Below are 22,886 nucleotides of genomic sequence, written 5' to 3' on the forward strand. Positions count from 1 at the left end.
TTCTAAAACCACGATGAATAAGGAGTTTGAAGCAAATTGCTTGCACCTAAAGAGACGAAGAACCAAAACCCTGGGAGGGAGAATTTGTCTCACAGGACGAAGAATTTCATCTCATGGGATGAATGAATTCGTCTCACGAGACGAAAAAATCCGTCCCATGAGATGAAAAAAGTCGTCTCACGGTATCTGTGAATGTATTTGCCGAAGGGAAAAAGAATTCGTGTTCGTCCGTTTAATCTTTCTCTTGAGACCGCAGATGCAGTTTTCTCACAAACTTCATGTCATTAACAGCCATAATCTTCACCAAATCCTCAAAGCTGGTTTGGTTTGGATTCCATCCCAGTAATGTTTTTGCTTTGGTCGGGTCGCCCAATAACTGTTCCACTTCAGCCGGACGGAAGTATTTAGGATCAATTTCTACAAGCACCCTACCTGTCTTTACGTCGATACCTTTTTCATTAAGACCTTCGCCTTCCCAGCGCAGGGTGATACCTACTTCTTTAAACGCAAGAATAGCAAATTCACGAACCGTATGCATCTCTCCCGTAGCAATCACGAAATCTTCGGGTACTTCATGCTGAAGCATAAGCCACATACATTCTACATAGTCTTTTGCATATCCCCAGTCACGGCGAGCGTCCAGATTACCCAGGTATAGTTTATCTTGAAAACCCTGTGCAATACGTGCGGCTGCCAGCGTAATCTTACGGGAGACAAATGTCTCACCGCGGCGTTCACTTTCATGATTAAAAAGAATACCGTTTACGGCAAACATGCCGTAGCTTTCACGATAATTCTTTGTAATCCAGAAACCATATTGTTTGGCTACGCCATAAGGACTGCGGGGATAGAAAGGGGTCGTTTCTTTTTGAGGTATTTCCTGTACCTTACCGTAAAGTTCCGAAGTGGATGCCTGGTAAATTCTCGTCTTTTGTTCCATGCCAAGAATGCGGACAGCCTCCAACATGCGTAGCGTACCGATGGCATCTGCTTCCGCAGTATATTCGGGTACATCAAAAGAAACCTTTACGTGACTCTGTGCGGCGAGGTTGTATATTTCGTCGGGCTGTACCTGTTGAATGATACGAATAAGCGAACTGCTGTCCGTCATATCGCCGTAATGCAGGTTGATAGTACGTTTTTGCTTCATGTCCCGTACCCATTCGTCGAAGTACAGGTGCTCAATGCGTCCTGTGTTAAAGGAAGAAGAACGGCGGATAATTCCATGTACTTCATATCCTTTTTGTAATAAGAATTCGGCTAAGAAGGAGCCATCCTGACCTGTGATTCCGGAGATTAAAGCTGTTTTCATATAGTAGGCTTTTTATTGATTTAACTAATATACCGTCTTGTCACTTATAAATTTTATTAATAACCAGTGCAATGGCTCCATCGCCCGTTACATTGCAGGCTGTACCGAAACTATCCATCGCAATGTAGAGCGCAATCATCAGCGCCTGTGCGGATTCGTCGAAGCCAAGCACCGATTGCAGAACGCCTAAGGAAGCCATGATAGCGCCACCGGGAACACCGGGAGCGGCTACCATTGTAATTCCCAATATAAAAATAAAACCGGCAAAGAGCGGAAAGCTATATGGCATTCCCTGCATAATCATTAATGCCAGCGCACATGCCACAATCTTCAGCGTACTGCCGGATAAGTGGATGGTGGCGCAAAGCGGAATAACGAATCCCGCAATATCGGGAGTTACTTCATTCTTTTTAGTTTGTTCCAATGTAACAGGAATGGTCGCTGCTGAAGACTGCGTACCTAATGCCGTAAAATATGCCGGCAGCATTCTGCCTAACAACTTGAAAGGATTCCTGCGCACGAATAACGCGGCTATACTATATTGAAATATTAGCAGGAAGATGTGTAGCAGGAAAATTATGCCGATAATCTTGATGAATACCATTAATATGGAGAAAACCTCTCCGGAATGGGTCATATTGAGGAATATGCCAAAGATATAAATCGGAAGTAACGGTATGATTACGGTACTGATCATGCGGACAATAATTTCCTGAAAGTCACGTGCAGCGCTTTTGAGTGTGTCATTTTTCAGGTATGCCAGCCCCAGACCTAAAGTAAATGCCAATACCAAAGCTGTCATGACATTCATTAGCGGTGGAATGGCAACTGAAAAGAAAGGCAGAATGCCTTGCGCTTCACTGACTTCTTCTAACGGAACACCCGGCTCAATAAGTGAGGGGAAGAGGGTTGCGCCGGTGAAGTAAGACAAGAACCCGGAAAACAAAGTAGCCCCGTAGGCTATTAATGTGGTTATTAGTAGTAATTTACCGGCTCCTTTCCCTATATCAGCAATGGCTACTGTTACCAGTCCTACGATTATAAGCGGTATGGAGAAGCTAAGAAACTCACTGAAAATACCATTGAATGTAACAAACAAGCGTACCGGCGAGTCGGGCAGGAAATTACCGAGAAGGATACCTAATGCTATTGCGATAATGATACGCGGCAATAATCCTATGTGAATCTTTTTCATTTTACGTATTTTAGTTTTCAGGTAAATAAACTTATAATAAACTTACTGAATGCAAAAGTACGACTTTTATTCCGAACTTATACGAACAAATAGGATTGGCATATTGTTTAATTTTCAATGAATTATCATAGAAATAAAAGTTATGATGAAAAAACAGCTAAAAACAGATATAGGTTTAATTGGACTTGCTGTGATGGGGGAGAACTTAGCCCTCAACATGGCTGATAAGGGATGGAATGTATCCGTGTACAATCGTACGGTTCCCGGAGTGGAAGAAGGTGTGGTAGAACGTTTTATCAGTGGTCGAGCCAAAGATAAGAGTATAGAAGGCTATACGGATATAGCTGAATTTACGGACTCTGTTTCCATGCCTCGCAAAATCATGATGATGGTACGCGCCGGCAGTGCGGTGGATGAACTTATGGAGCAACTATTTCCGCATCTTTCTCCGGGTGATATTTTGATTGACGGTGGTAACTCCAATTATGAAGATACGAACCGGCGTGTAGCGTTGGCAGAATCAAAAGGCTTCCGCTTTATCGGTGCGGGTGTTTCGGGGGGAGAAGAAGGAGCGCTGAACGGCGCTTCCATTATGCCGGGTGGTTCGGCGACTGCCTGGAATGAAGTAAAGCCTGTTCTGCAAAGCATTGCCGCCCGTGCTGCCGATGGTACTCCCTGTTGTGATTGGATTGGTCCGGCTGGTTCCGGACATTTTGTTAAGATGATACATAATGGCATTGAATACGGTGATATGCAATTGATTTCCGAAGCCTATTGGGTGATGAAGAACCTGTTGCAACTTGATAATGAAGAAATGGCTTCCGTTTTCACTCATTGGAATGAAGGGAAGTTACGCAGTTATCTGATAGAGATTACCGCCAACATATTGCGTCATAAAGATAAAACAGGTGATTACCTGATAGATAAAATTCTGGATACGGCAGGACAGAAAGGTACCGGTAAATGGTCAGTCATCAATGCTATGGAACTGGGTATGCCTTTGGGACTGATAGCGACGGCTGTGTTTGAGCGCAGTCTTTCTTCGCAGAAGAGTCTGCGTGAAACGGCTTCCAAACAATTTGTTTCCCAACGTTCTGAGGCGGTATATAATAAAACTGAACTGGTGGAGGATATTTATTCCGCATTGTACGCATCGAAGCTGGTATCTTATGCACAAGGTTTTGCGGTATTGCAAAAAGCATCCGAAACTTTCGGGTGGAATCTTGACTTGGCATCTATCGCCCGTATGTGGCGGGGTGGTTGTATTATCCGCAGTATTTTCCTGAATGATATTGCTGCTGCGTTCGAGGCATCCGGAAAAACGAATCACTTGCTGCTGGCACCTTATTTCAAGCAGGAAATACAGCAGATGCTTTCCGGTTGGAAACATCTTGTTGTCCATGCGATGAATGAAGAACTACCTGTGCCCGCTTTCTCTTCTGCTCTGAATTATTTCTATTCGCTGGTTTCTCAGGCATTACCTGCAAATATGATTCAGGCGCAACGCGATTATTTCGGTGCACATACTTTCGAACGTGTTGATGAGCTTCGCGGACAATTCTTTCACGAGAATTGGACAGGGCATGGAGGTGACACTAAGTCGGGCACATACAATGTATAAACATGAACCAATCAAATAATAAGTACTCATGTTTAATTATCTTGTAGTATCTGTCATGCTGAGCGCAGTTGAAGTTTGTATTTCAGAAGAAGAGATGCTTCGGCTACGCTCAGCATGACAGATACTATCAAAGTATAAACTAATTATGAACATTTGCTTAATGTGTTAATAATAAACCAATCAAATAATGCACAAAGATGAACCAAACAAAATCAAGGGTGTATGTGAATAGATTTGTAATGATCATATTCGGCGCTTCCGGTGATTTGACAAAACGCAAATTAATGCCGGCACTCTATTCTTTATATAGAGATAAACGTTTACCGGAAGGGTTTGCCGTCCTGGGTATAGGACGCACAGAATATTCGGACGAGACGTATCATGATTATATTCTGAATGAATTGGAGCATTTCGTCGCTCCCGACGGAGACGACGGAAAAGAAGGAGAAGGTATGAAGGGGTTTTGTACTCACTTGCATTACCTGAGCATGGATCCTGCCATAGCAGATGGATACGCAGTGTTGGATAAACGCTTGCAGGAAATCACCGGTGAAGATAATCCGGAAAACCTGCTCTTCTATCTGGCTACACCGCCTTCATTGTATGGTGTTATTCCCTTGCATCTGAAAACTGCGGGATTAAACCGTGAGGGTACACGTATCATTGTAGAGAAACCTTTTGGATATAATCTGCAATCTGCAGAAGAGTTGAACAAAGTGTATGCTTCGGTATTCGAAGAACATCAGATTTATCGTATCGACCACTTTCTGGGTAAAGAAACGGCGCAGAATATTCTTGCCTTCCGTTTCGCCAACGGTATTTTTGAACCTTTATGGAACCGTAATTATATTGATTATGTAGAAGTTACCGCTGTTGAAAACCTGGGTATCGAACAGCGTGGAGGTTTCTATAATGGTACGGGCGCTTTGCGTGACATGGTGCAGAACCATCTTATCCAATTGGTGGCGCTCACCGCTATGGAGCCGCCTGCCGTATTCACCGCCGATAGTTTTCGTAACGAAGTGGTAAAAGTCTACGAGTCGCTGAAACCTCTGACGGAAGAAGACTTGAATGAACATGTAGTTCGCGGGCAATATACGGCTTCAGGTTCCAAGAAGGGTTACCGTGAAGAACAGAATATTCCTGCCGGTTCGCGTACGGAGACTTACATCGCCATGAAAATCGGTATAGATAACTGGCGTTGGAGTGGCGTACCTTTCTATATCCGTACAGGGAAGCAGATGCCTACCAAAGTGACGGAAATTGTTGTGCATTTCCGTCAAATTCCTCATCAGATGTTCCATTATTCGGGTGAATACCGTCCGCGGGCTAACAGGCTTATCCTCCGCCTGCAACCTAATGAAGGTATTGTCCTGAACTTCGGGATGAAAGTACCCGGTCCGGGATTCGATGTGAAACAGGTGATGATGGACTTCAGCTACAATACGCTTGGTGGCTTGTCTGCAGGAGATGCTTATGCGCGGTTGATAGAAGACTGCATACAGGGTGACCCGACGCTGTTTACGCGTAGTGATGCCGTTGAGGCTTCCTGGCGGTTTTTTGATCCGGTACTGGATTACTGGAAAGAACACCCTGAAGCTCCATTGTGTGGCTATCCTGCGGGTACTTGGGGGCCGTTGGAAAGCGAGGCGATGATGCATGAACATGGTGCCGACTGGACTAACCCGTGTAAGAATCTGACGAATACGGATCAATATTGTGAGTTATGAAAACATATAAATATAGTACGGCGGCTGAAACAGCGCGCGCACTTATCAAACATATTATCCATTTAATGGAGAAAGAACCGCAGAAGATTTTCCATATTGCATTCAGTGGAGGCAGCACGCCTTCGCAGATGTTCGATTTATGGGCGGATGAGTTCGCAGATGTTACTCCCTGGATGCGAATGCGTATTTATTGGGTGGATGAGCGTTGTGTACCTTCGGAAGACTCGGAGAGTAACTACGGTAACATGTACAACCTGCTACTGGACAAAGTACCGATACCTGACGAGTACATATATCCTATCAAAGGCGACAATCCGCCTGCCGCAGAAGCGAAACGATATTCCATGCTGCTACAGCTTAATATCCCGCTCCATCGTGGTTTCCCGGTTATGGATATCATATTGCTTGGTGTGGGTGAAGATGGGCATACTTCTTCTATCTTCCCCGGACAAGAATATCTGCTATCCTCTTTTAATCCTTATGAAGTGAGTGTAAATCCTTATAACGGACAGAAGCGTATTGCTATGACCGGCTGTCTGCTGTTCAATGCCAAGAAACTGATTTTCTTTGTTACGGGAAAGAACAAAGCAGGTGTAGTACAGGACATTCTGTCTTCAGGCGATACAGGCCCGGCTGCCTACGTAGCACATCATGCATGGGATGTGGATGTCTTTATGGATGAACTTGCCTACATTCACTCCCTAAGGTAAATTGTACGCTTCCAAACCGGTAGGTCTGGTTATCTGAACGTAATTCATTCCCCATGCAAAGGCATTGGCGAAGAAATGGGCGTTTGCTGTAAGCGCATTATTGCCCGAAGCGCCGGTGGCGCCTATTTGCATGGTTCCATAAGGAACTGTATTGACTACCTTAACAGGCCAGTTATCAGTATCTGCGCCTTCATTGGATGCTCCTGCCATAGCTCCTCCGTCACCTATCCACACAAGTCCCAGGGTGTTATGGACAAATACTCTGGCTCCGTTCCCGTTAAGGTTGTTCACCAATACCGTGGCGTTTGCAATATTCGGAGTTCCGTTAACAGATACGGAAGCATTACCGTCTCCATCCTGTTGCATGTAATATCCCGCAAGGTTCAGGAAAGGGCCGCGAGTAATCGGGTGATTTGTATTTAGCCAAGGCAAGGTTGGTACGCCCGATTGCGATTCGTTTGTAGATACGGTGACAGTTGAAGCACCATTATAAAATAGGTTATCCACCATTTGTTTGCTTGCCATTTCCGTATCGGATTCGTCACATATATAAATCAAAACCCCTCCTTTGTTGATATAATTCTGAAAAACAGTTACGTGTGCAGAAGTAATATCTACTTCATATCCACCTATAATAATATCCGGATTGAAACTGTTTATTGCATTTTTGAGGTCTGTTGCTGATGGTCTCCAATCATATCCGTTGGATTCATTATAAATAGTAATTCCTGCAATCGAATAAACAGAGCTTGTGCTTTGCCCAAAATAATTGGGGTTATGGAGAATCTTGTTCATTACCATGTCTACCGTTCCCGGTGTCGGACGATTATTCCCTACATTGTACCAATAGCCTCCCAAGCCCATAATTCTGATAGTACGCGCAATTACTCGCACATTCTGCGAACATGTTGCCGCCATATTAAGGCTGTTGGTTGAGATGGTAAAGGTATCGGTTTGGGGTGCAACCGGTGTTCCGAATCCCATCAGAGTTACCGTCTGGGTAGTACTTGTGATTGTTCCGATTGAGATAAAACCATAGCCGTTTTGCGCGTTTGTTTGAATAACATAGGTGCTTCCGATTGAAGCAGCGGTTGCATTTATCACAACACTCATTGTATTACTGCTGTTCAAAGCTACGTGAGTCACATATTGCCCTGAAAGAGCAGTACCGGAACAATTGATGGTAAAATCTGCTTGTCCCTGGAATGTTTCAATATTCTGCTTGACGGTGATCGGGTAACGCAGGCGTCCGGCTGTGATCCATATAATGGCGGAACGATTGGCACCGGTTGTATTTTCGGTACAAGTGACAGCCGTGTTGACACGTACGCCTGATGCGCCCGAAGCGGTTTTTAATGCCGGCCAGTCAACCGTGGTTCCGGTAGAGGCGTCGACTATTTTTTCTACTGTCCAGCCTGAGGGGTAATCGGTATAGATGGTCAGTTGGTTGTAGGTAGCAGCGTCGGTAGCAGCATCCCGGTAGAGGTTGATCGTATCCCTGCTGACACTGAGAGTATTGGTTCCGTCGAACGTGATGTTTCCCATTCCGCTTTGATTCCATCGTAATATCTGGGCGGTGATGTTGGCTGCTTTCGCATTGAACGCATCCTGAACGGTCGGCTGTCCGCTTCCTGCAATATTTGTGATGCTCAGCGTGTACTGATAGTTTCTGAGAATATCCAGTTGTGTAGTACCGTCCGCAGCAATGAAATCAACCCGGTAATAGGTGGGTAGCGGGTCGTCGCCGTAAACTCCTCCAATCACTAAACAAGGCGCTTGTGATTTGTCCGGAACTGCGGCAGCTTCAAAGGTATAGATGGCTCCGGTAATGGCTACGTCCGTAATGCCCGGAGCGGAAAAGTCCTGGTAGGATATCGGCCCGAAGTACCGGGCGCTGTATGGTTGCAAAGCGGCAGGAATGCTGGGTTGAGTAACGTACAGATATGGAACTCCATTCCGGTTTTCCTGCATCAATGCGCTATTCGAAGGTACAATCTGTCCGCCCGTATTCGTATTATAAAGGTGTACGCTTTTAAGCTTAAATTTATCCGTCAGTCCGGTAATACTTGTATCGAGGTGTACATCTATCCGGGCTACCATTCGCAGCATATTGATTGAATTGGATAATTGGGTGGTCGACGAAGTGATTGTTTCCGCTGCACTTTCACCCCACATGGGCAGGGCGGTATAGTTTGATGCCGATGTGGCATTCCAACGGTCGTCGCTGTTGGGTAGGGTTAATACCAGTTGGGAAAGCAACGTCTGTTTATCTGTTCCTTGCCAGGTTGAGCTATTAAGCAAGGCGGATACTTGTTCGTGGGCGTTAGTTACCAGGACAAGGCGTTGCGGATAAGTTTTGGCTTGAAGTGTAACCGTAAACATCTGCGTGCTACTTCCCGGAGTGCTGCTTAACGCCGGAGAAGCTATGACGGAATAGTCGAAGGTTTCGTTAGTACCATCAATCTTGAATGCCAGTACATCTACCTCATTAATCGTGTTTTCCTGGATACCATTGATGGAACGCGTAGTGGTGTTATTTCCCGGAATAGCCATACGCAGCAGGACTTCTTTTTTATTCTCTTCAATGTTGAAATCCTCGTCTTGAACACATGATGAAGTTGAAAACAGCACGCCCGAAAGTAATATGATATATAGTAATGTCGAAGCACGGTCAAGTATTCCGGAATTAATAAGGGTTGTTAGTGAGTTGCAAATTTGTGCCATAACTAATAAAACTGAAAGATGGAATTATTCAATAAACAGTTAAAACTAAATTTTGTTTTAGATAATTCTATTTCTTTTCTTTAATGATTTGGTAACTTGATTTTGATAGTTGTTCTTATGTTGTCTAACATATCATGTTAGTATACAACTTATTTTATCATTTCTTATTTTTACATATTCATAATAAACACATGAGCATGTGTTGGTAACCTATATGATCTGATCGTAAATACCTTAATTAATTCAAGATAACTTTTAAAATAGACTATTATGAAAGATTTCAATCTAAAGGATTTACTCATTCACATTTTGCATGGGGGAATTATCTTGTTGGCAGTTCTTGTTGCTCGTTATGGTTTTGACATCGCAAAGATTTCTTGTGCTATAGGAAATGGTATTACGCCTACTTTGTTTATTGTTGCAAGTTATCTGATAGGACTATTTATCGATCCGCTCGCTGATTGCGTAGATACTTTCTTGATAGATAATGCATCGTGTTTTCATAAATGGATGCGCATTCCTTTTTTTCCGTCTTATGATTTTCTGAAAAAAGGTGAATGTTGGTGTTTGAAATTAGCTCATAACGTGAGAATTAGACATATTCTGAATGATGATGCCGTATGCAATGACAGTTATAGAGGCAATAAAGACAAAACCATACAAGGTGATAATAAGACAGAGGTGTGGAATAATAAAAAAGACATTAAGCTTTTATTCAATTACGCCAAAAGTCGTGCTTTTGCGTATGGATCAGAATATCAATTAGGCAGGATTAATAACTATTTTCAGTTATTTATTTTTTATCGTAATATGATGTTTACCAGTACTATTAGCCTGTGTACCTTGTTGCGTGTAGAAAGCCTCACATGTTGTTGCAGGTTATTGATAATAATATTAATTCCGATACTTATTTGTTTATTTTATATGGTAAGCTACAAATACCGTGCTTACTATTGCCGTATGATATTGGGAGCGGTGTATCGTTATTAAGAATGTCTGAAGAAGAGTAAATCATAACCTTGTGGAATTACTTAGTAGTAGTTAGGCAACTACTTAGTAGTAGTTGGTCAACTACCCAGTAGTAGTTAGTCAATTACTACGTAGTAGTTGATACACTACTACGTAGTAAATTTAAATAGTATTTGAATCAGTTTTAAAGAGACCTCACCAATAATTTCTACTTGATTGCCCTTTGTTTTGTAACACCCTGATAATCAGCAACAAAAAAGTGCTTCCTTGTCGTTCTCTAACGGGGAAGCACTTTCACACAAAAACTAAACTAGACTTAACTAAACTATTCTATTGGGGGAAGTTTCACAACTTCCATATCTGTTCGATGCAAAGGTAAAAAAGATTTTTTAATATGCAATAGGAAAGTTTGATTTATCTTCTAATTTATATGAATTTTCTCTTAATTCATGTAATTTTCTACCTGATTAACGTTGAGAACTAACTTTTTCTACCTAAAATGCCTGAAATGTATGCTTGTTGGCTACAAATTAAGTACATAGCAAATCATATTCTGTGCACGAATCACATAAGTTCTGTGCACAAACCACACAAGTCTGGTACACAACCACACAAGTTCGGTAGGAATAAACCACTAAAAATTGCTTCAAAAGAGTCTTCCGCAATTTTTTAGAGTTGTACGTATTTCGATATCTCACTGTCTGTCAGTAAGATACGGATTTTTACTTCGATATTTCCAACCAACCTTACCTTCGGTCGGAAATATCGCATTCTCAGCCGGTTAAAAATGCAAAGTGACAGCTATGATCTTGCCATATATTAGCCTACAGTATGAATGATACAGGCTAAGCTACAGGCAACCGAATCAAAATTTTTGTTCGCAGCGTATAAGGAATAAGGCAAATGATGTGAATCAGGAGTTAAGGAGTTGATTCGCATTATTCGTATCTGATAGCTTCTATCGGATCCAAGTCTGCCGCTTTCTTTGCCGGATACCAACCAAAGAATACACCGGTAACAGTACAGACCGCAAAGGAAAGGAATACGCTCCAGGCCTGAATATAGATGGGCCAGTGGGCTACGTTCTTCACAATAAATGAAGCTCCGCAACCGATTATTACTCCGATGATGCCTCCCGTGATACTGATAAGGATAGCTTCAATCAGGAACTGTGATAATATATCTATGCCACGTGCACCGACGGACATGCGCAGACCAATCTCACGGGTGCGTTCCGTTACACTGACGTACATGATGTTCATGATACCGATGCCACCGACTATGAGGGAGATACCGGCGATACATGCCAGTAATGTAGTCATCAGGTCGGTAGTAGTGTTGAGCATACTGCTGAGTTCCTGCTGGCTGCGAATAGTGAAATCGTCCTCGTCCGTCGCCTGGAGTTTGTGATTGCGGCGCAGGATGGTAGTGACTTCGTCCGTCGCATAGTCCGTCATATCTTCGCTTAAGGCAGAGGCGAAAATGTTTTGCAGGTAAGTAACGGCAAGCATACGTTTCATTACGGTGGTATAGGGAGCCAATACAATTTCATCCTGGTCGGCGCCCATAGAGTTGTATCCTTTAGGCTTCAGTACGCCTACAACACGCATGGGTACTTGATTGAAGCGAATGATACGTCCTATCGGGTCTTGTCCGTTCGGAAAGAGGTTATCCACAATTGTCTTACCTATTACGCAGGCTTTGGCGGCGCTCCGGATATCGGCTTCAGTAAACATTTCCCCGCTTTCTATGCTTAACTGGCGGATTTCAAGAAATTCAGTACCTACGCCGTTCACGGATGCCGGGTAGTTATTATCTCCTGCAATGAGTTGCCCGGCGGATGATACGCTGGGACTGACGGCTGCGAGGAAGTTTGTTTCGTTACGCAGTGATTCATAATCGGCCAATGTCAGTGTCTGCATGGACGAGGCATTCTGACGTACACCTCCACGCATATTACCACCCGGACGAATCATAATCATATTCGAACCCATCTCTGATATCTGTGCCTGAATGCTTTTTTTCGATCCTTGTCCGATGGCAAGCATAGTGATAACGGAGGCTACACCGATGATGATACCCAACATGGTGAGAAATGCACGCAACTTGTTGTTGGCAAGTGCTCGCAAGGCTATTTTGAAAAGGTTTGTTCCATTCATGGTTTTTAAGTAGTTAGTAGTTAGTAGTAAGTAGGTGGTAGTAAGTAGGTGGTAGTAAGTAGTTAGTAGTTAGTAGTAAGTAGGTGGTAGTTAGTAGTTAGTAGGTGGTAGTAGGTAGGTGGTAAATAAGTGGTGATTGACTACTGAGTATCTACTACTAACTACTTACTACTTGCTACTTACTACTTAACTAATCCCCGCTCTTCGGCAAGGCTGCCAGTGCGGCTGCTGCCGAGAGGACTTTCGGATTTACGGTATCTTCCATCACACGTCCATCGCGCAGGCGTATGTTCCGACTGCTGTATTGGGCTATTTCCGGGTTGTGGGTGACGAAGATGATGGTACGTCCTTCGGCATGCAGTTTCTGGAAAAGCACCAGGATGTCGAATGAAGTGCGCGTATCCAGGTTGCCGGTTGCCTCGTCGGCAAGGATTACTGCCGGATTATTAACCAAAGCGCGGGCTATAGCTACACGTTGCATCTGTCCGCCGGACATCTGGTTGGATTTGTGCTCCATACGATCACCTAATCCTACATCCTGCAAAGCTGTAATAGCACGGCGGCGGCGTTCGGTTGCCGAGACTGAGGCATTATACATCAAAGGCAGTTCAACATTCTCTATCGCGGTGGTTTTTGCCAGCAGGTTGTAACTCTGGAAAACAAAACCGATTTTACGATTGCGTAAGACGGCACGTTGAGACTTGCTCATAGTACGTACAGATATGCCGTCCAGCAGGTATTCGCCGCCGGTAGGAGTATCGAGGCATCCCAGCGTGTTCAACAGAGTTGATTTACCGGAGCCGGATGTACCCATGATGGTGACAAATTCCCCTTCACCTATAGAGAAAGAGATGCCACGCAGAGCATGTACCATCTCATCGCCTACTTGAAAGTCGCGCCGGATATCCTGCAATTCTATAACTGTTTTACTCATATTGTTTTGTTATTTAAGTTTCATAAGTTATTTATATTGTTGATTATCAAAAGTATTTCTATTAGCTTTGCTGACAGATTATTTGATTTCTTTCACTAAGGTACGTTTCCCTCCTCCTGGGAGGAGGAAAATAGAGATACTACTGATTAAGTAGTTGTTCATAATTGGTTCATACTATGAATGATAATATAGCGAACCGGAATCTCAATCCGGTTGCTGCGCAATNNTAGATGCGGATAACGCGGATGACACGGATTTTTAAATGCTGCGCTACGTTAGCCTACCCGGAAAATAAAAAGAGATCCGTGTCATCCGCGTTGTCTGCGTCTAAAAAATGATAGTATAAACTAATTATGAACACTTACTTAACAATATAATCAACAATATAAATAACTTGTGAAACGTCAGTAATTGATAACACCTTCTTACTGACTGTTCTTTTTGTTATTATTGTTGTTATTCCTCGGCCTTCCCGGCATAAAGGGACTTCTTTCATTTCCCCCTTGTTCTTCGCTCAAGGCAGGTTGCTGGTTGCCGGCATTAATTACGGCATCAGCTACAATCTGTGTGCCTTCGTTGATGCCGCCGGTGATTTCAGTCATTATACCGTTTGTAATACCAACACTCACCGGATGGGCTGTGAATGTATTTCCTTCTTTCGTCCATACCTTATGCTCGCCCTTGCTGTCATTGATTACAGCATCTTTGCCTACCAACGGAAGCACGGGCGAGAAACGTAAAGCCTTTGCAGGTACACTCAGCACGCCTTGCTTGTCCAGTGTGTAAATAGTGATGTTTGCCGTCAACCTTGGTTTCAGTTTCAGTTCCGGATTATGGGCGGATATTACAACCTCGTAAGTTACTACCGTGCCGGCGGTAGTGGTGCTGCTCGCGCTACTGATGGAACCCAGGCGTATTTGAGTCACTTTACCTTCAAATACATCGCCCGGATAAGCATCTACCGTGAAGCTTACGCGTTGCTCTTCTTTTACTTCACCTATGTCAGCCTCATCTACATCGGCTACTACCTGCATCTGAGTCAAGTCGGCGGCAATGGTGAAGAGAGTCGGGGTTTCGAAGCCTGATGCTACCGTTTGTCCCTCTTCTACATCACGGCTGATAACAACACCGTCAATGGGCGAAGTGATAGTGGCATAAGAAAGATTGCGCTCTGCTTTGGCAAGAGATGCTTTACTGCTATCGAAGGAACTTTCTGCTTTTTGATAGTTATAAAGACTCTGCTCATAATCGGTGTCGCTGATAAGTTGCTTTTCGTGCAAACCTTTGTTGCGCTCATAGTTCTTCTTCTGATATTCATATTCGGCTTTGGCGCCGTCGTAAGTGGCTTGCTGAGAGGCAAGTTCGCTTTGCAGAGTCACTTTGTCCATTTCGGCGATAAGCTGCCCCTTGGTAACCACAGAGTTATAGTCTACATATATCTTGTTGATGATACCGCTGACTTGCGTACCAACCTCTACCTCGGTTACCGGCTCAATGGTACCTGTGGCTGTTACGGAATTGGAGATATCGGTGTGGCCTACGGTTGTCATGTCAAATGTCACTTTCTGCTTTTGCGATTGTTTGCCTAATGCCCAAATAACTATGCCGGCCACTATGATGGTTCCGACAGTTATCATGATGATTCTCTTCTTATTCATAATTGTTATGTTTATTTTTCTATAATCGTATTCTCTCTCCTTGGTAGAAGTATAGTAACTGTACATTCAGTATCGCTGTGTATTTGGCCTGCAACGTTTCCTGTTGTGCGCTGAGCAGATTGTTCTTTTCGGTTAGCAGTTCTACGGTAGTCTTCATTCCCTGATTGAACTGTTCCTGAATGAGGTCGTAGCTTGCCTGTGTACTGCGCAGTTTCTCCGTTGCGGCGGCATATTGCTGCTGTGCGCTATTGGCATCCAACCATAGATTCTCGATGGTTTTGTACAGAGCCTTCTGCTGGTCTTGAAGTTCCAATTCGCTGATTAGCTTCTGCAAGCGGGCTTTCTCTACTGCGCTCCTGGTCTGCCGGTTGGAGAAAATAGGTATATTCACAGTCAGTCCCAGAGAGTTGTTCCAGTTGTTTTTTATCTGTTCGGAGAAAGAGAAGTTGTTGCTGTTGGTATTCGTCGTACCGATTCCTGCGCTGAGGTTCAGAGTAGGGATGTAACCTGCTTTGGCAATGTTGATATCAAGTTCGGAAGCCTGTACACTCAATTTGCCTGACTCAATTTCCGGTCGGGTAGTAAGAGCGGAACGATATACATCGGTTTTCGTAGGTAATGGTATCAGTACACTTTCGTCGCTTAGAGAAGGCAGATAGATATTTATCTCTCCTTCGCCATCCAGTTCGAGCAGTTGCTTCAGTTGCAGTTTATAATCCTGTAAAGTGGATTGCGCCAGTACCAACTGATATTTGTCTGCACTTACCTGCGCTTCCAATTGTGCGAGGTCACTTTTGGCTATGCTTCCCGCTTCCAGTAATTGCTTTCCCCTGTCACGTTGTGCCCGGCTGACTGTGAGCGTATTCTCATTCACCTTCACGGCTTCCGCGGCATAGAGTATCTGCACGTATATCTGTGCGATGCTTTCTTCGATACTGTTTTCGCTTTGCGTAATGGTGAGTTCGGCAATGCGATTATCCAGTCGTCGCTGTTTGATAGTATTCAGGCGTTTGTTGCCGTTGTAGAGTGTCCAGTTGGCGTCAATGCCATAACTGCCGTTATACGATGTCTTGCTTGTACTGCTGGTAATGTTGTCACCACTGATGATCGTTCCGTTTGTACTATTGGGACGATTCACTACACGTTGGCCTATGCTTGCCGAGAGGCTGGGGAATAGGGCGGCTTTGGCGGTTTTCACATCTACTTCGGCGCTTTCGGCATTGATGCGGTCACGTTTCAGGGTAATGTTGTGTTGCAGGGCATAGTCGAAACAAGTCTGTAAGTCCCATTGGGAAGGAAGAACCGGCTCGACGGATTCCTGTGCCCGCAACATTACGTTGCCGGTACATGAGCTTGCCATACATAGTGTTGTTACTATCAGTTTTTTTACATTTATCATATTTATGTTGTTATTATATATGTTTTATTGACTCTGCAAATATGCGGTGTAAGCCTACCTGCGGTAGGAATAATACAGATTAGTGTATGTAAAACAAATGGGTGATTGAAATGTTTTCAGTGCCGGATTTCTTTTTTTGTGCCGTTCACTAACATTTTCCTCTTTTGTTTGTTATTAATTACATAGATGTATTATCTTTATAGAGGTTCTAATTATATTGTTATGAAAAATACATTTCTGAATATTTGGCAGTTCTATGTCGATGGTTTCCGAAGTATGACACTGGGTCGTACTCTATGGATAATCATTCTGGTGAAACTATTCATTATGTTCCTGATATTACGTGTTTTCTTCTTTCCGAGATTCCTCAACACATCGGCTGTGGGCGAGGATAAGGCGGATTATGTGAGCCGGGAACTCATTCATCGTGCTGTCGGTGATGAACCTCCCGCCGGGAATTGATATGTATTTCTCATAGTGAAAATAGCTCATGCATAGTAAGAATGACTCAAAACTTATAAACTAATAATTTAATTCCTTATGACTGAACACATAGACATTTCGTTGATTGACTGGTCGAGGGCGCAATTTGCACTCACCGCTATCTATCACTGGATTTTTGTACCGCTCACTTTAGGGTTGGCAGTTATTATGGGTATCATGGAAACCATGTACTTTCGTACGGGAAGTGACTTCTGGAAACGTACTGCCAAGTTTTGGATGAAAATCTTCGGTATTAACTTTGCCGTGGGGGTTGCTACAGGATTGATTCTGGAGTTTGAATTCGGAACCAACTGGAGTAACTATTCCTGGTTTGTAGGCGATATCTTCGGAGCGCCGCTTGCTATCGAGGGTATTCTGGCATTCTTTATGGAAGCCACCTTTATTGCGGTCATGTTTTTCGGGTGGGATAAGGTGAGTAAAAGGTTTCACTTGATTGCTACCTGGCTGACCGGATTTGGCGCTACATTCTCTGCCTGGTGGATACTTGTTGCAAATGCCTGGATGCAGCATCCGGTAGGTATGGAATTCAATATTGATGCTGCCCGTAATGAGATGGTGGATTTTGCTGCGGTGGCGTTATCGCCCGTGGCGATAAATAAGTTCTTCCACACGGTACTGTCCGGTTGGGTGCTGGGTGCGGTGTTTGTGGTAGGAGTAAGTTGCTGGTTTCTGTTGAAGAACAGAGATAAGCGGTTTGCGCTGGCAAGTATCAAAATTGCTGCTTGGGTAGGTTTAGTTTCGGCAGCACTCTCTGCGTTGACGGGCGATGGCTCGGGCTATCAGGTTGCACAAACGCAACCAATGAAACTGGCTGCAATGGAAGGATATTATGAAGGACAGCAAGGCGCCGGGCTGGTTGCGGTCGGCATGTTGAACCCGGAAAAGAAGACATATAATGACGGGAAAGAACCTTTCCTGTTCCGGATAGAAATACCGGAAATGCTTTCTTTGCTGGCGGAGCGTGAAATGGGTGCGTTTGTTCCCGGCATTACGGATATTATAGAAGGTGGTTATCAGTTGGAAGACGGTACCACAGCCCTTTCTGCCAAAGAAAAGATAGAACGTGGAAAGGCTGCTGTTGAGGCATTTGGCGCATATCGTGCCGCAAAGGCTGCCGGTAATGATGCGGATGCGGAAATTGCAGCTTCCGTATTGAATGAAAATATGCCTTATTTCGGTTATGGGTACGTCAAAGATGTGAATGACTTGGTTCCTAATGTACCGCTGACATTCTACGCATTCCGGATAATGGTGATGTTGGGTGCATACTTCATCCTTTTCTTTATAGTAGTTCTTATCCTGGCTTACAAGAAAGATTTGTCGAAGATGAAGTGGCTGCATTGGGTGGCATTACTGACTATTCCGTTAGGATACCTTGCCGGACAAGCCGGTTGGGTGGTGGCGGAATGCGGACGTCAGCCGTGGGTAATACAGGATATGTTGCCTGTCAATGCGGCTATCTCCAAACTGGGTGTCGGTTCCGTGCAGACTACCTTCTTCATCTTCCTGATACTGTTCACTGTTATGTTAATAGCCGAAATTGGCATTATGCTAAGGGAAATTCGCAAAGGACCGGAAAAAGAGACAGCCGTGACCAGTGAACTACCATAATGCACCTATATTTAATTTTCAACTATCAACTTTCAATTTTCAATTCCATTATGACATATATATTTCTACAACAATATTGGTGGTTCGTAGTATCATTACTGGGAGCTCTCCTTGTGTTCCTGCTGTTTGTGCAGGGTGGTAATTCTCTTCTTTTCTGCCTGGGCAAGACGGAGGAACATCGTAAAATGATGGTTAATTCTACAGGGCGGAAGTGGGAGTTTACGTTTACTACATTGGTGACCTTTGGCGGTGCGTTTTTTGCGTCATTCCCTTTATTCTATAGTACCAGTTTTGGGGGTGCTTATTGGTTATGGATGATTATTTTGTTCAGCTTTGTGTTGCAAGCCGTCAGTTATGAATTTCAGAGTAAGGCGGGGAATTTGCTGGGCAAGAAGGCATACCGTGTGTTTCTCGTGATTAATGGTGTCGTAGGACCGGTTCTTCTGGGTGGTGCGGTGGCTACTTTCTTTACCGGGTCGGAATTTTATGTGAATAAAGGTAGTATGTCGGATACGGTGATGCCGGTTATCAGTCATTGGGCAAACGGATGGCACGGATTGGATGCATTGGCTAATTTATGGAATGTAGTGTTGGGATTGGCAGTTTTCTTCCTTGCGCGTATTTTGGGTGCTCTCTACTTTATTAATAATATTGAGGATGACGAATTGGCGGCACGTAGCCGTCGGTCATTGATGGGTAACTCTGTATTGTTCTTGCTGTTTTTCTTAGCTTTTGTTATCCGTACACTATTGGCTAACGGGTATGCTGTTAATCCGGAGACAGGAGAGATATTTATGGAACCTTATAAATATCTTACGAACTTCATAGAGATGCCGTTGGTTTTGATACTGTTCCTTGCGGGCGTAGTATTGGTTCTCTTTGGTATAGGTAAGAGCCTGCTAAAGCCGAAGTTCGACAAGGGTATCTGGTTTACGGGAACAGGAACGGTATTGGCGGTACTCGCTTTGTTGCTTATAGCAGGTTACAATAATACCGCCTATTATCCTTCTACGAATGATTTGCAGAGTTCACTGACGTTAGCCAACAGTTGTTCCAGCAAGTTCACTTTACGGGTGATGTTCTACGTTTCTTTCTTTGTTCCGTTTGTCCTTGCCTACATCTTCTATGCCTGGCGCAGTATTGATATACACAAGATTAATGGAGAAGAAATGAAAGGTGGAGGACATACTTATTAGGTACTTCAAAAAATGTTTTTCATCCGCAGATTGCGCAGATAACACAGATTAGATTTTAAATAAATCTGCGTAATCCGCGTAATCCGCGGATGAAAAATAGCGGGCTTAGTAGTTAAAAATGTGTTTTAACAGAAGAGACGATAAATCCATTATCAGGAACTACCGTCTCTTTGCTTTTGAATGAATCTTATTTATAAAGGCTTCTTAGAACAGCGTATCTTTCGTGTTAAACAGTTTGTTGTCTGTCAGTCTCACTACTTTGCCATATTTTTCTAATTTCTTAAGGTCGATGTTCTTCGAATTCCCCATAATACCGATGCAGTATGGCTTTCCTTTGATGTTTTCTTCGTAGAACTTTACGATGTCCTCAAAGGTCAAAGCATCAATCTTCGCCAGATTTTCTTCTGCCGGGTCACCTTGATAACCCATACGTTGGTATGCACGGAGGTATTGTGCTTTGTCGCGGAAATCAGGATGAGAACTTAATGCTTCCTGACGCATATAGCTCTTAATATTCTCTATGCGGTCTGCATTCTCCGGCATGTTGTTAATCAGTTCCATGAAGACATCTACAGCATCGTTAGCCTTATCATTTTGCGTACCGATAGACCCATATAAAAAAGTAGGATTACCGAGTACCGTAGGTTTAACAGCGACTGCGTAGGCAGTGTATGCCATGGAACGTTTTTCACGGATTTCGTCCATAACCAAACCATTGAAACTGCCTGAAAAGTATTGGTTGAAAGCATCACGTACAACGTCATCCTTTTTATCATATTTTTGCATAGGCATGTAAAAGTATATCTGAGCCTGTTCGGCGTCTGAATTAGGCAGGAAGTACACGGTGTTTTCGCTTACCTGCGCCAATGGCCTGTCTTGCGGTGAAGTAGTAGGACGCTCGTTGGCAACCAGCGGCAGATTTTTGCTAAGTATGTCATACGCATTGTCAAAAGGCAATGTTCCGCAATAGAAAATTTCCGCTTCATAATTAGATGCACGATTGATGTCTCCTGTCAATTCGGAAATTTGCAATTCAATGATTTGCTTGTCTGTCAATTCATTAATATAATTCGATTTATTCTGATAGCGTATATATTGGCTAACTGCATCGGCTAATGTAGTTACATTCTCTTTACGTTGTTGGCGTGTTCCCAAGAGGGAACCCTTGATACGGCTTAACTGCTTGTCATCCAGTTTGGGCATTAGAATCTGGCGGGCAAGGAGTTGGCAAGCCTGCGGCAAAGTTTCTTCATATCCTCTCATGGAGACATATAGATAATCCGCATCTGCGAAAACAGTGCAGGTTGCATTCAATTTACTGAGTTCTTCCTTCAACTGTTGCGGTTCGTAAGCTCCCATGATACCGGCATTGTTCATTAGATTGGCGGCAATGCCTAATTTGGGGAACTCCCGTGTTCCGACACCGTATCTCACGAGTATATTGAATACATTGTTTTCCGTATTGGGTGTGTAATACATCTTGGAACGGTCGTTGAGTTGCTTTGTTTTTACGTCGCTAAAATCCATGAACTTTTCATCTACCTGTCCGATAGGCATATTCTTAAACTGGGTAGCATAAAGAGATTGTTTACCAACGGGAGGCTCAATCGTTTTGTATTCAGGTTTCTTTAATTTTTCACCTTTACCAGCTTTGCCTTTTTCGATATATAGTGCCAGATAATCGTTAGTAAGATATTGTTTTGCCACGCGTTTGATGTCTTCATTGTTGATGGCCATAATTTCATCTTTGTAGTTGAGTATCTTACCAAGATCTTCTTCATTTATGAATGCATTCAACAGCATGTTACCTTTGGTTAGGTTGTCTTCCATCATCAGGTCGAAATCACGGCACATATTAGTCTTGATAGCGTCAATGATCCAATCCTCATATTCACCGTTCGCAATTTTTTCGATGGCTTTCAGCGTTTTCCTTTCAGTGGTTCTATTCGATTCATAACGGCGCTGGTTTTCATCATACAATGGAATGACCTGAACTATGTTACGTCCTTGTTCACGGAAAGTGAAGCCGCCGGCATAACTACTGGACAATTCACCGTCAATGACTAATTTGTTCAGTGTACCGGTGTTGCTACTGTTATATAACAATGACATGGCTATGTCCAATGGCTTTTCATCGGGATGTCCTGCCGGTACTCCTTTGTATATCATATATACACTGGGGTAATACCCTATCTTGGCGGTATATTGCGTACGACCTTTTATTTCTAGTTCAGGATATTGCTTACGTTCAGGCACATCCTTCTTCTGCAAACGTCCGAAGGTTGCATTGATGCGTCCGCTGATTTGTTGCGCATTTACATTACCTACGAGGATTAATACCATGTTTTCGGGAACATACCATTGTTCGTAGAATTCTATCAGCTTGCTTATCCGCGGATTTTTCAGATGTTCGGGTAATCCCAGTACAGGACGGGAGTAAGGATGTCCTTCGAATGCCTTGCCAAGCAGGAATCGTTCTTCAGTTCTACTTTGATTATCTTGCGAACGATTATATTCTTCGTACACCGTTTCCAATTCGGGCTGGAAAGTACGGAATACAGGATTGATAAAACGCTGTGAACTGATTTCCAACCATTTGTTTATTTGATATGTAGGGAAAGAGTTATAGTAGACGGTATAGTCGTAAATTGTACCGGCATTCAATCCTTTACCTCCCATACTTTCCATTAAGTTGGAGTATTCGGTAGTTGCACCGAATTGGGCGGCCTCAATGGTGAGTTCATTGATTTCTTTTCCAATAGCCTCTTTTTTTACGGGATCGGCTTCTTCGGCCATTTCATCGTATTTTGCGATGATTTTGTTGTAGATAGGTTCTTCCGCAGCCCAGTCAAGCGCACCTATTTTATCTGTACCTTTGAACATAAGGTGTTCCAAGTAGTGAGCCAAACCGGTGTATTGCTCCGGTTCGTTGATAGAACCTGCGCGAACACCTACGGCGCCATATACATCTGATTTCGTATTATCTTCCCATATATATACGGAAAGACCATTCTTCAGTTTGAAAGCTTTCAGTCCTTGACCAAATGACGGTATGGAAATGGCTACGACAACTGAAAAGATAAAAAAATGAATAATTCGTTTCATAAAATAGAGTTGTTTTAAATAAAGTGTTTTTTAATATATGGGCAAAACTATAAAAAAAA

At 43.4% G+C, this 22,886-nt stretch carries 15 protein-coding genes; 7 read left to right on the top strand and 8 right to left on the bottom strand.

The annotated features are described in order from the left end of the window. Positions 1 to 232: 232 nt before the first annotated feature. Positions 233 to 1,312, bottom strand: coding sequence for a GDP-mannose 4,6-dehydratase (gene gmd / locus B2Z67_RS11105; protein WP_291529895.1), 1,080 nt, complete (start codon positions 1,310 to 1,312; stop codon positions 233 to 235). A 40-nt stretch (positions 1,313 to 1,352) separates the two neighbouring features. Further along, positions 1,353 to 2,507 carry a dicarboxylate/amino acid:cation symporter gene (locus B2Z67_RS11110; protein WP_291529896.1) on the bottom strand — a complete coding sequence of 385 codons (1,155 nt, stop codon included), beginning with the start codon at positions 2,505 to 2,507 and terminating at the stop codon, positions 1,353 to 1,355. Between the two features lie 145 nt (positions 2,508 to 2,652). On the opposite strand from B2Z67_RS11110, the gene gnd reads away from it, so the two are divergent. The 3 genes from gnd to pgl all read left to right on the top strand — a co-directional run bounded on the left by gnd (position 2,653) and on the right by pgl (position 6,568). Beyond that, positions 2,653 to 4,128: a decarboxylating NADP(+)-dependent phosphogluconate dehydrogenase gene (gnd, locus tag B2Z67_RS11115; protein ID WP_291529932.1), complete on the top strand. Its 1,476-nt coding sequence runs from the start codon at positions 2,653 to 2,655 to the stop codon at positions 4,126 to 4,128. Between the two features lie 239 nt (positions 4,129 to 4,367). Further along, on the top strand, positions 4,368 to 5,858 hold the full coding sequence (gene zwf, locus B2Z67_RS11120) for a glucose-6-phosphate dehydrogenase (protein ID WP_414630808.1): 1,491 nt from the start codon (positions 4,368 to 4,370) through the stop codon (positions 5,856 to 5,858). Next, on the top strand, positions 5,855 to 6,568 hold the full coding sequence (gene pgl, locus B2Z67_RS11125) for a 6-phosphogluconolactonase (RefSeq protein ID WP_291529898.1): 714 nt from the start codon (positions 5,855 to 5,857) through the stop codon (positions 6,566 to 6,568). Before zwf ends, pgl begins: the two co-directional genes overlap by 4 nt. Here the strand turns inward: pgl and B2Z67_RS11130 are convergent. Further along, positions 6,560 to 9,292, bottom strand: coding sequence for a hypothetical protein (locus B2Z67_RS11130; protein ID WP_291529899.1), 2,733 nt, complete (start codon positions 9,290 to 9,292; stop codon positions 6,560 to 6,562). The two genes, pgl and B2Z67_RS11130, sit on opposite strands and share 9 nt — an antisense overlap. A gap of 270 nt (positions 9,293 to 9,562) precedes the next feature. Between B2Z67_RS11130 and B2Z67_RS11135 the strand changes: the two genes are divergently transcribed. Further along, complete coding sequence (locus B2Z67_RS11135) at positions 9,563 to 10,282, top strand: hypothetical protein (RefSeq protein WP_291529900.1); 720 nt, start codon at positions 9,563 to 9,565, stop codon at positions 10,280 to 10,282. Between the two features lie 917 nt (positions 10,283 to 11,199). Here the strand turns inward: B2Z67_RS11135 and B2Z67_RS11140 are convergent. From B2Z67_RS11140 to B2Z67_RS11155, 4 genes are all read right to left on the bottom strand, one after another. Further along, positions 11,200 to 12,420 (bottom strand): ABC transporter permease, encoded by a 1,221-nt coding sequence (locus tag B2Z67_RS11140; protein ID WP_291529901.1) that lies wholly within the window; start codon positions 12,418 to 12,420, stop codon positions 11,200 to 11,202. Positions 12,421 to 12,610: 190 nt separating this feature from the next. After that, positions 12,611 to 13,354, bottom strand: a complete 744-nt coding sequence (locus B2Z67_RS11145) for an ABC transporter ATP-binding protein (protein ID WP_291529902.1) — start codon at positions 13,352 to 13,354, stop codon at positions 12,611 to 12,613. A gap of 425 nt (positions 13,355 to 13,779) precedes the next feature. After that, positions 13,780 to 15,012, bottom strand: a complete 1,233-nt coding sequence (locus tag B2Z67_RS11150) for an efflux RND transporter periplasmic adaptor subunit (RefSeq protein WP_291529903.1) — start codon at positions 15,010 to 15,012, stop codon at positions 13,780 to 13,782. A 19-nt stretch (positions 15,013 to 15,031) separates the two neighbouring features. Beyond that, on the bottom strand, positions 15,032 to 16,372 hold the full coding sequence (locus B2Z67_RS11155) for a TolC family protein (protein ID WP_414630807.1): 1,341 nt from the start codon (positions 16,370 to 16,372) through the stop codon (positions 15,032 to 15,034). Between the two features lie 261 nt (positions 16,373 to 16,633). Here B2Z67_RS11155 and B2Z67_RS11160 point away from each other — a divergent pair, with 261 nt between their 5' ends. The 3 genes from B2Z67_RS11160 (at position 16,634) to B2Z67_RS11170 (ending at position 19,722) form a co-directional block, all read left to right on the top strand. Beyond that, entirely contained in the window at positions 16,634 to 16,873 is a 240-nt protein-coding gene (locus B2Z67_RS11160; protein WP_291529905.1) for a DUF4492 domain-containing protein, read from the top strand. A gap of 78 nt (positions 16,874 to 16,951) precedes the next feature. Next, the gene (locus B2Z67_RS11165) at positions 16,952 to 18,526 is read left to right on the top strand and encodes a cytochrome ubiquinol oxidase subunit I (protein WP_291529906.1); all 1,575 of its coding nucleotides are present in this window, start codon (positions 16,952 to 16,954) and stop codon (positions 18,524 to 18,526) included. A 50-nt stretch (positions 18,527 to 18,576) separates the two neighbouring features. After that, a complete protein-coding gene (locus B2Z67_RS11170) occupies positions 18,577 to 19,722 on the top strand; it encodes a cytochrome d ubiquinol oxidase subunit II (protein ID WP_291529907.1) in 1,146 nt (381 codons plus the stop codon). Positions 19,723 to 19,926: 204 nt separating this feature from the next. Here B2Z67_RS11170 and B2Z67_RS11175 read toward each other — a convergent pair whose 3' ends face one another. Further along, positions 19,927 to 22,827, bottom strand: coding sequence for a M16 family metallopeptidase (locus B2Z67_RS11175; protein ID WP_291529908.1), 2,901 nt, complete (start codon positions 22,825 to 22,827; stop codon positions 19,927 to 19,929). Positions 22,828 to 22,886: the final 59 nt, after the last annotated feature.

The sequence above is a fragment of the Bacteroides sp. UBA939 genome (assembly GCF_002293435.1).
Classification (GTDB): domain Bacteria; phylum Bacteroidota; class Bacteroidia; order Bacteroidales; family Bacteroidaceae; genus Bacteroides.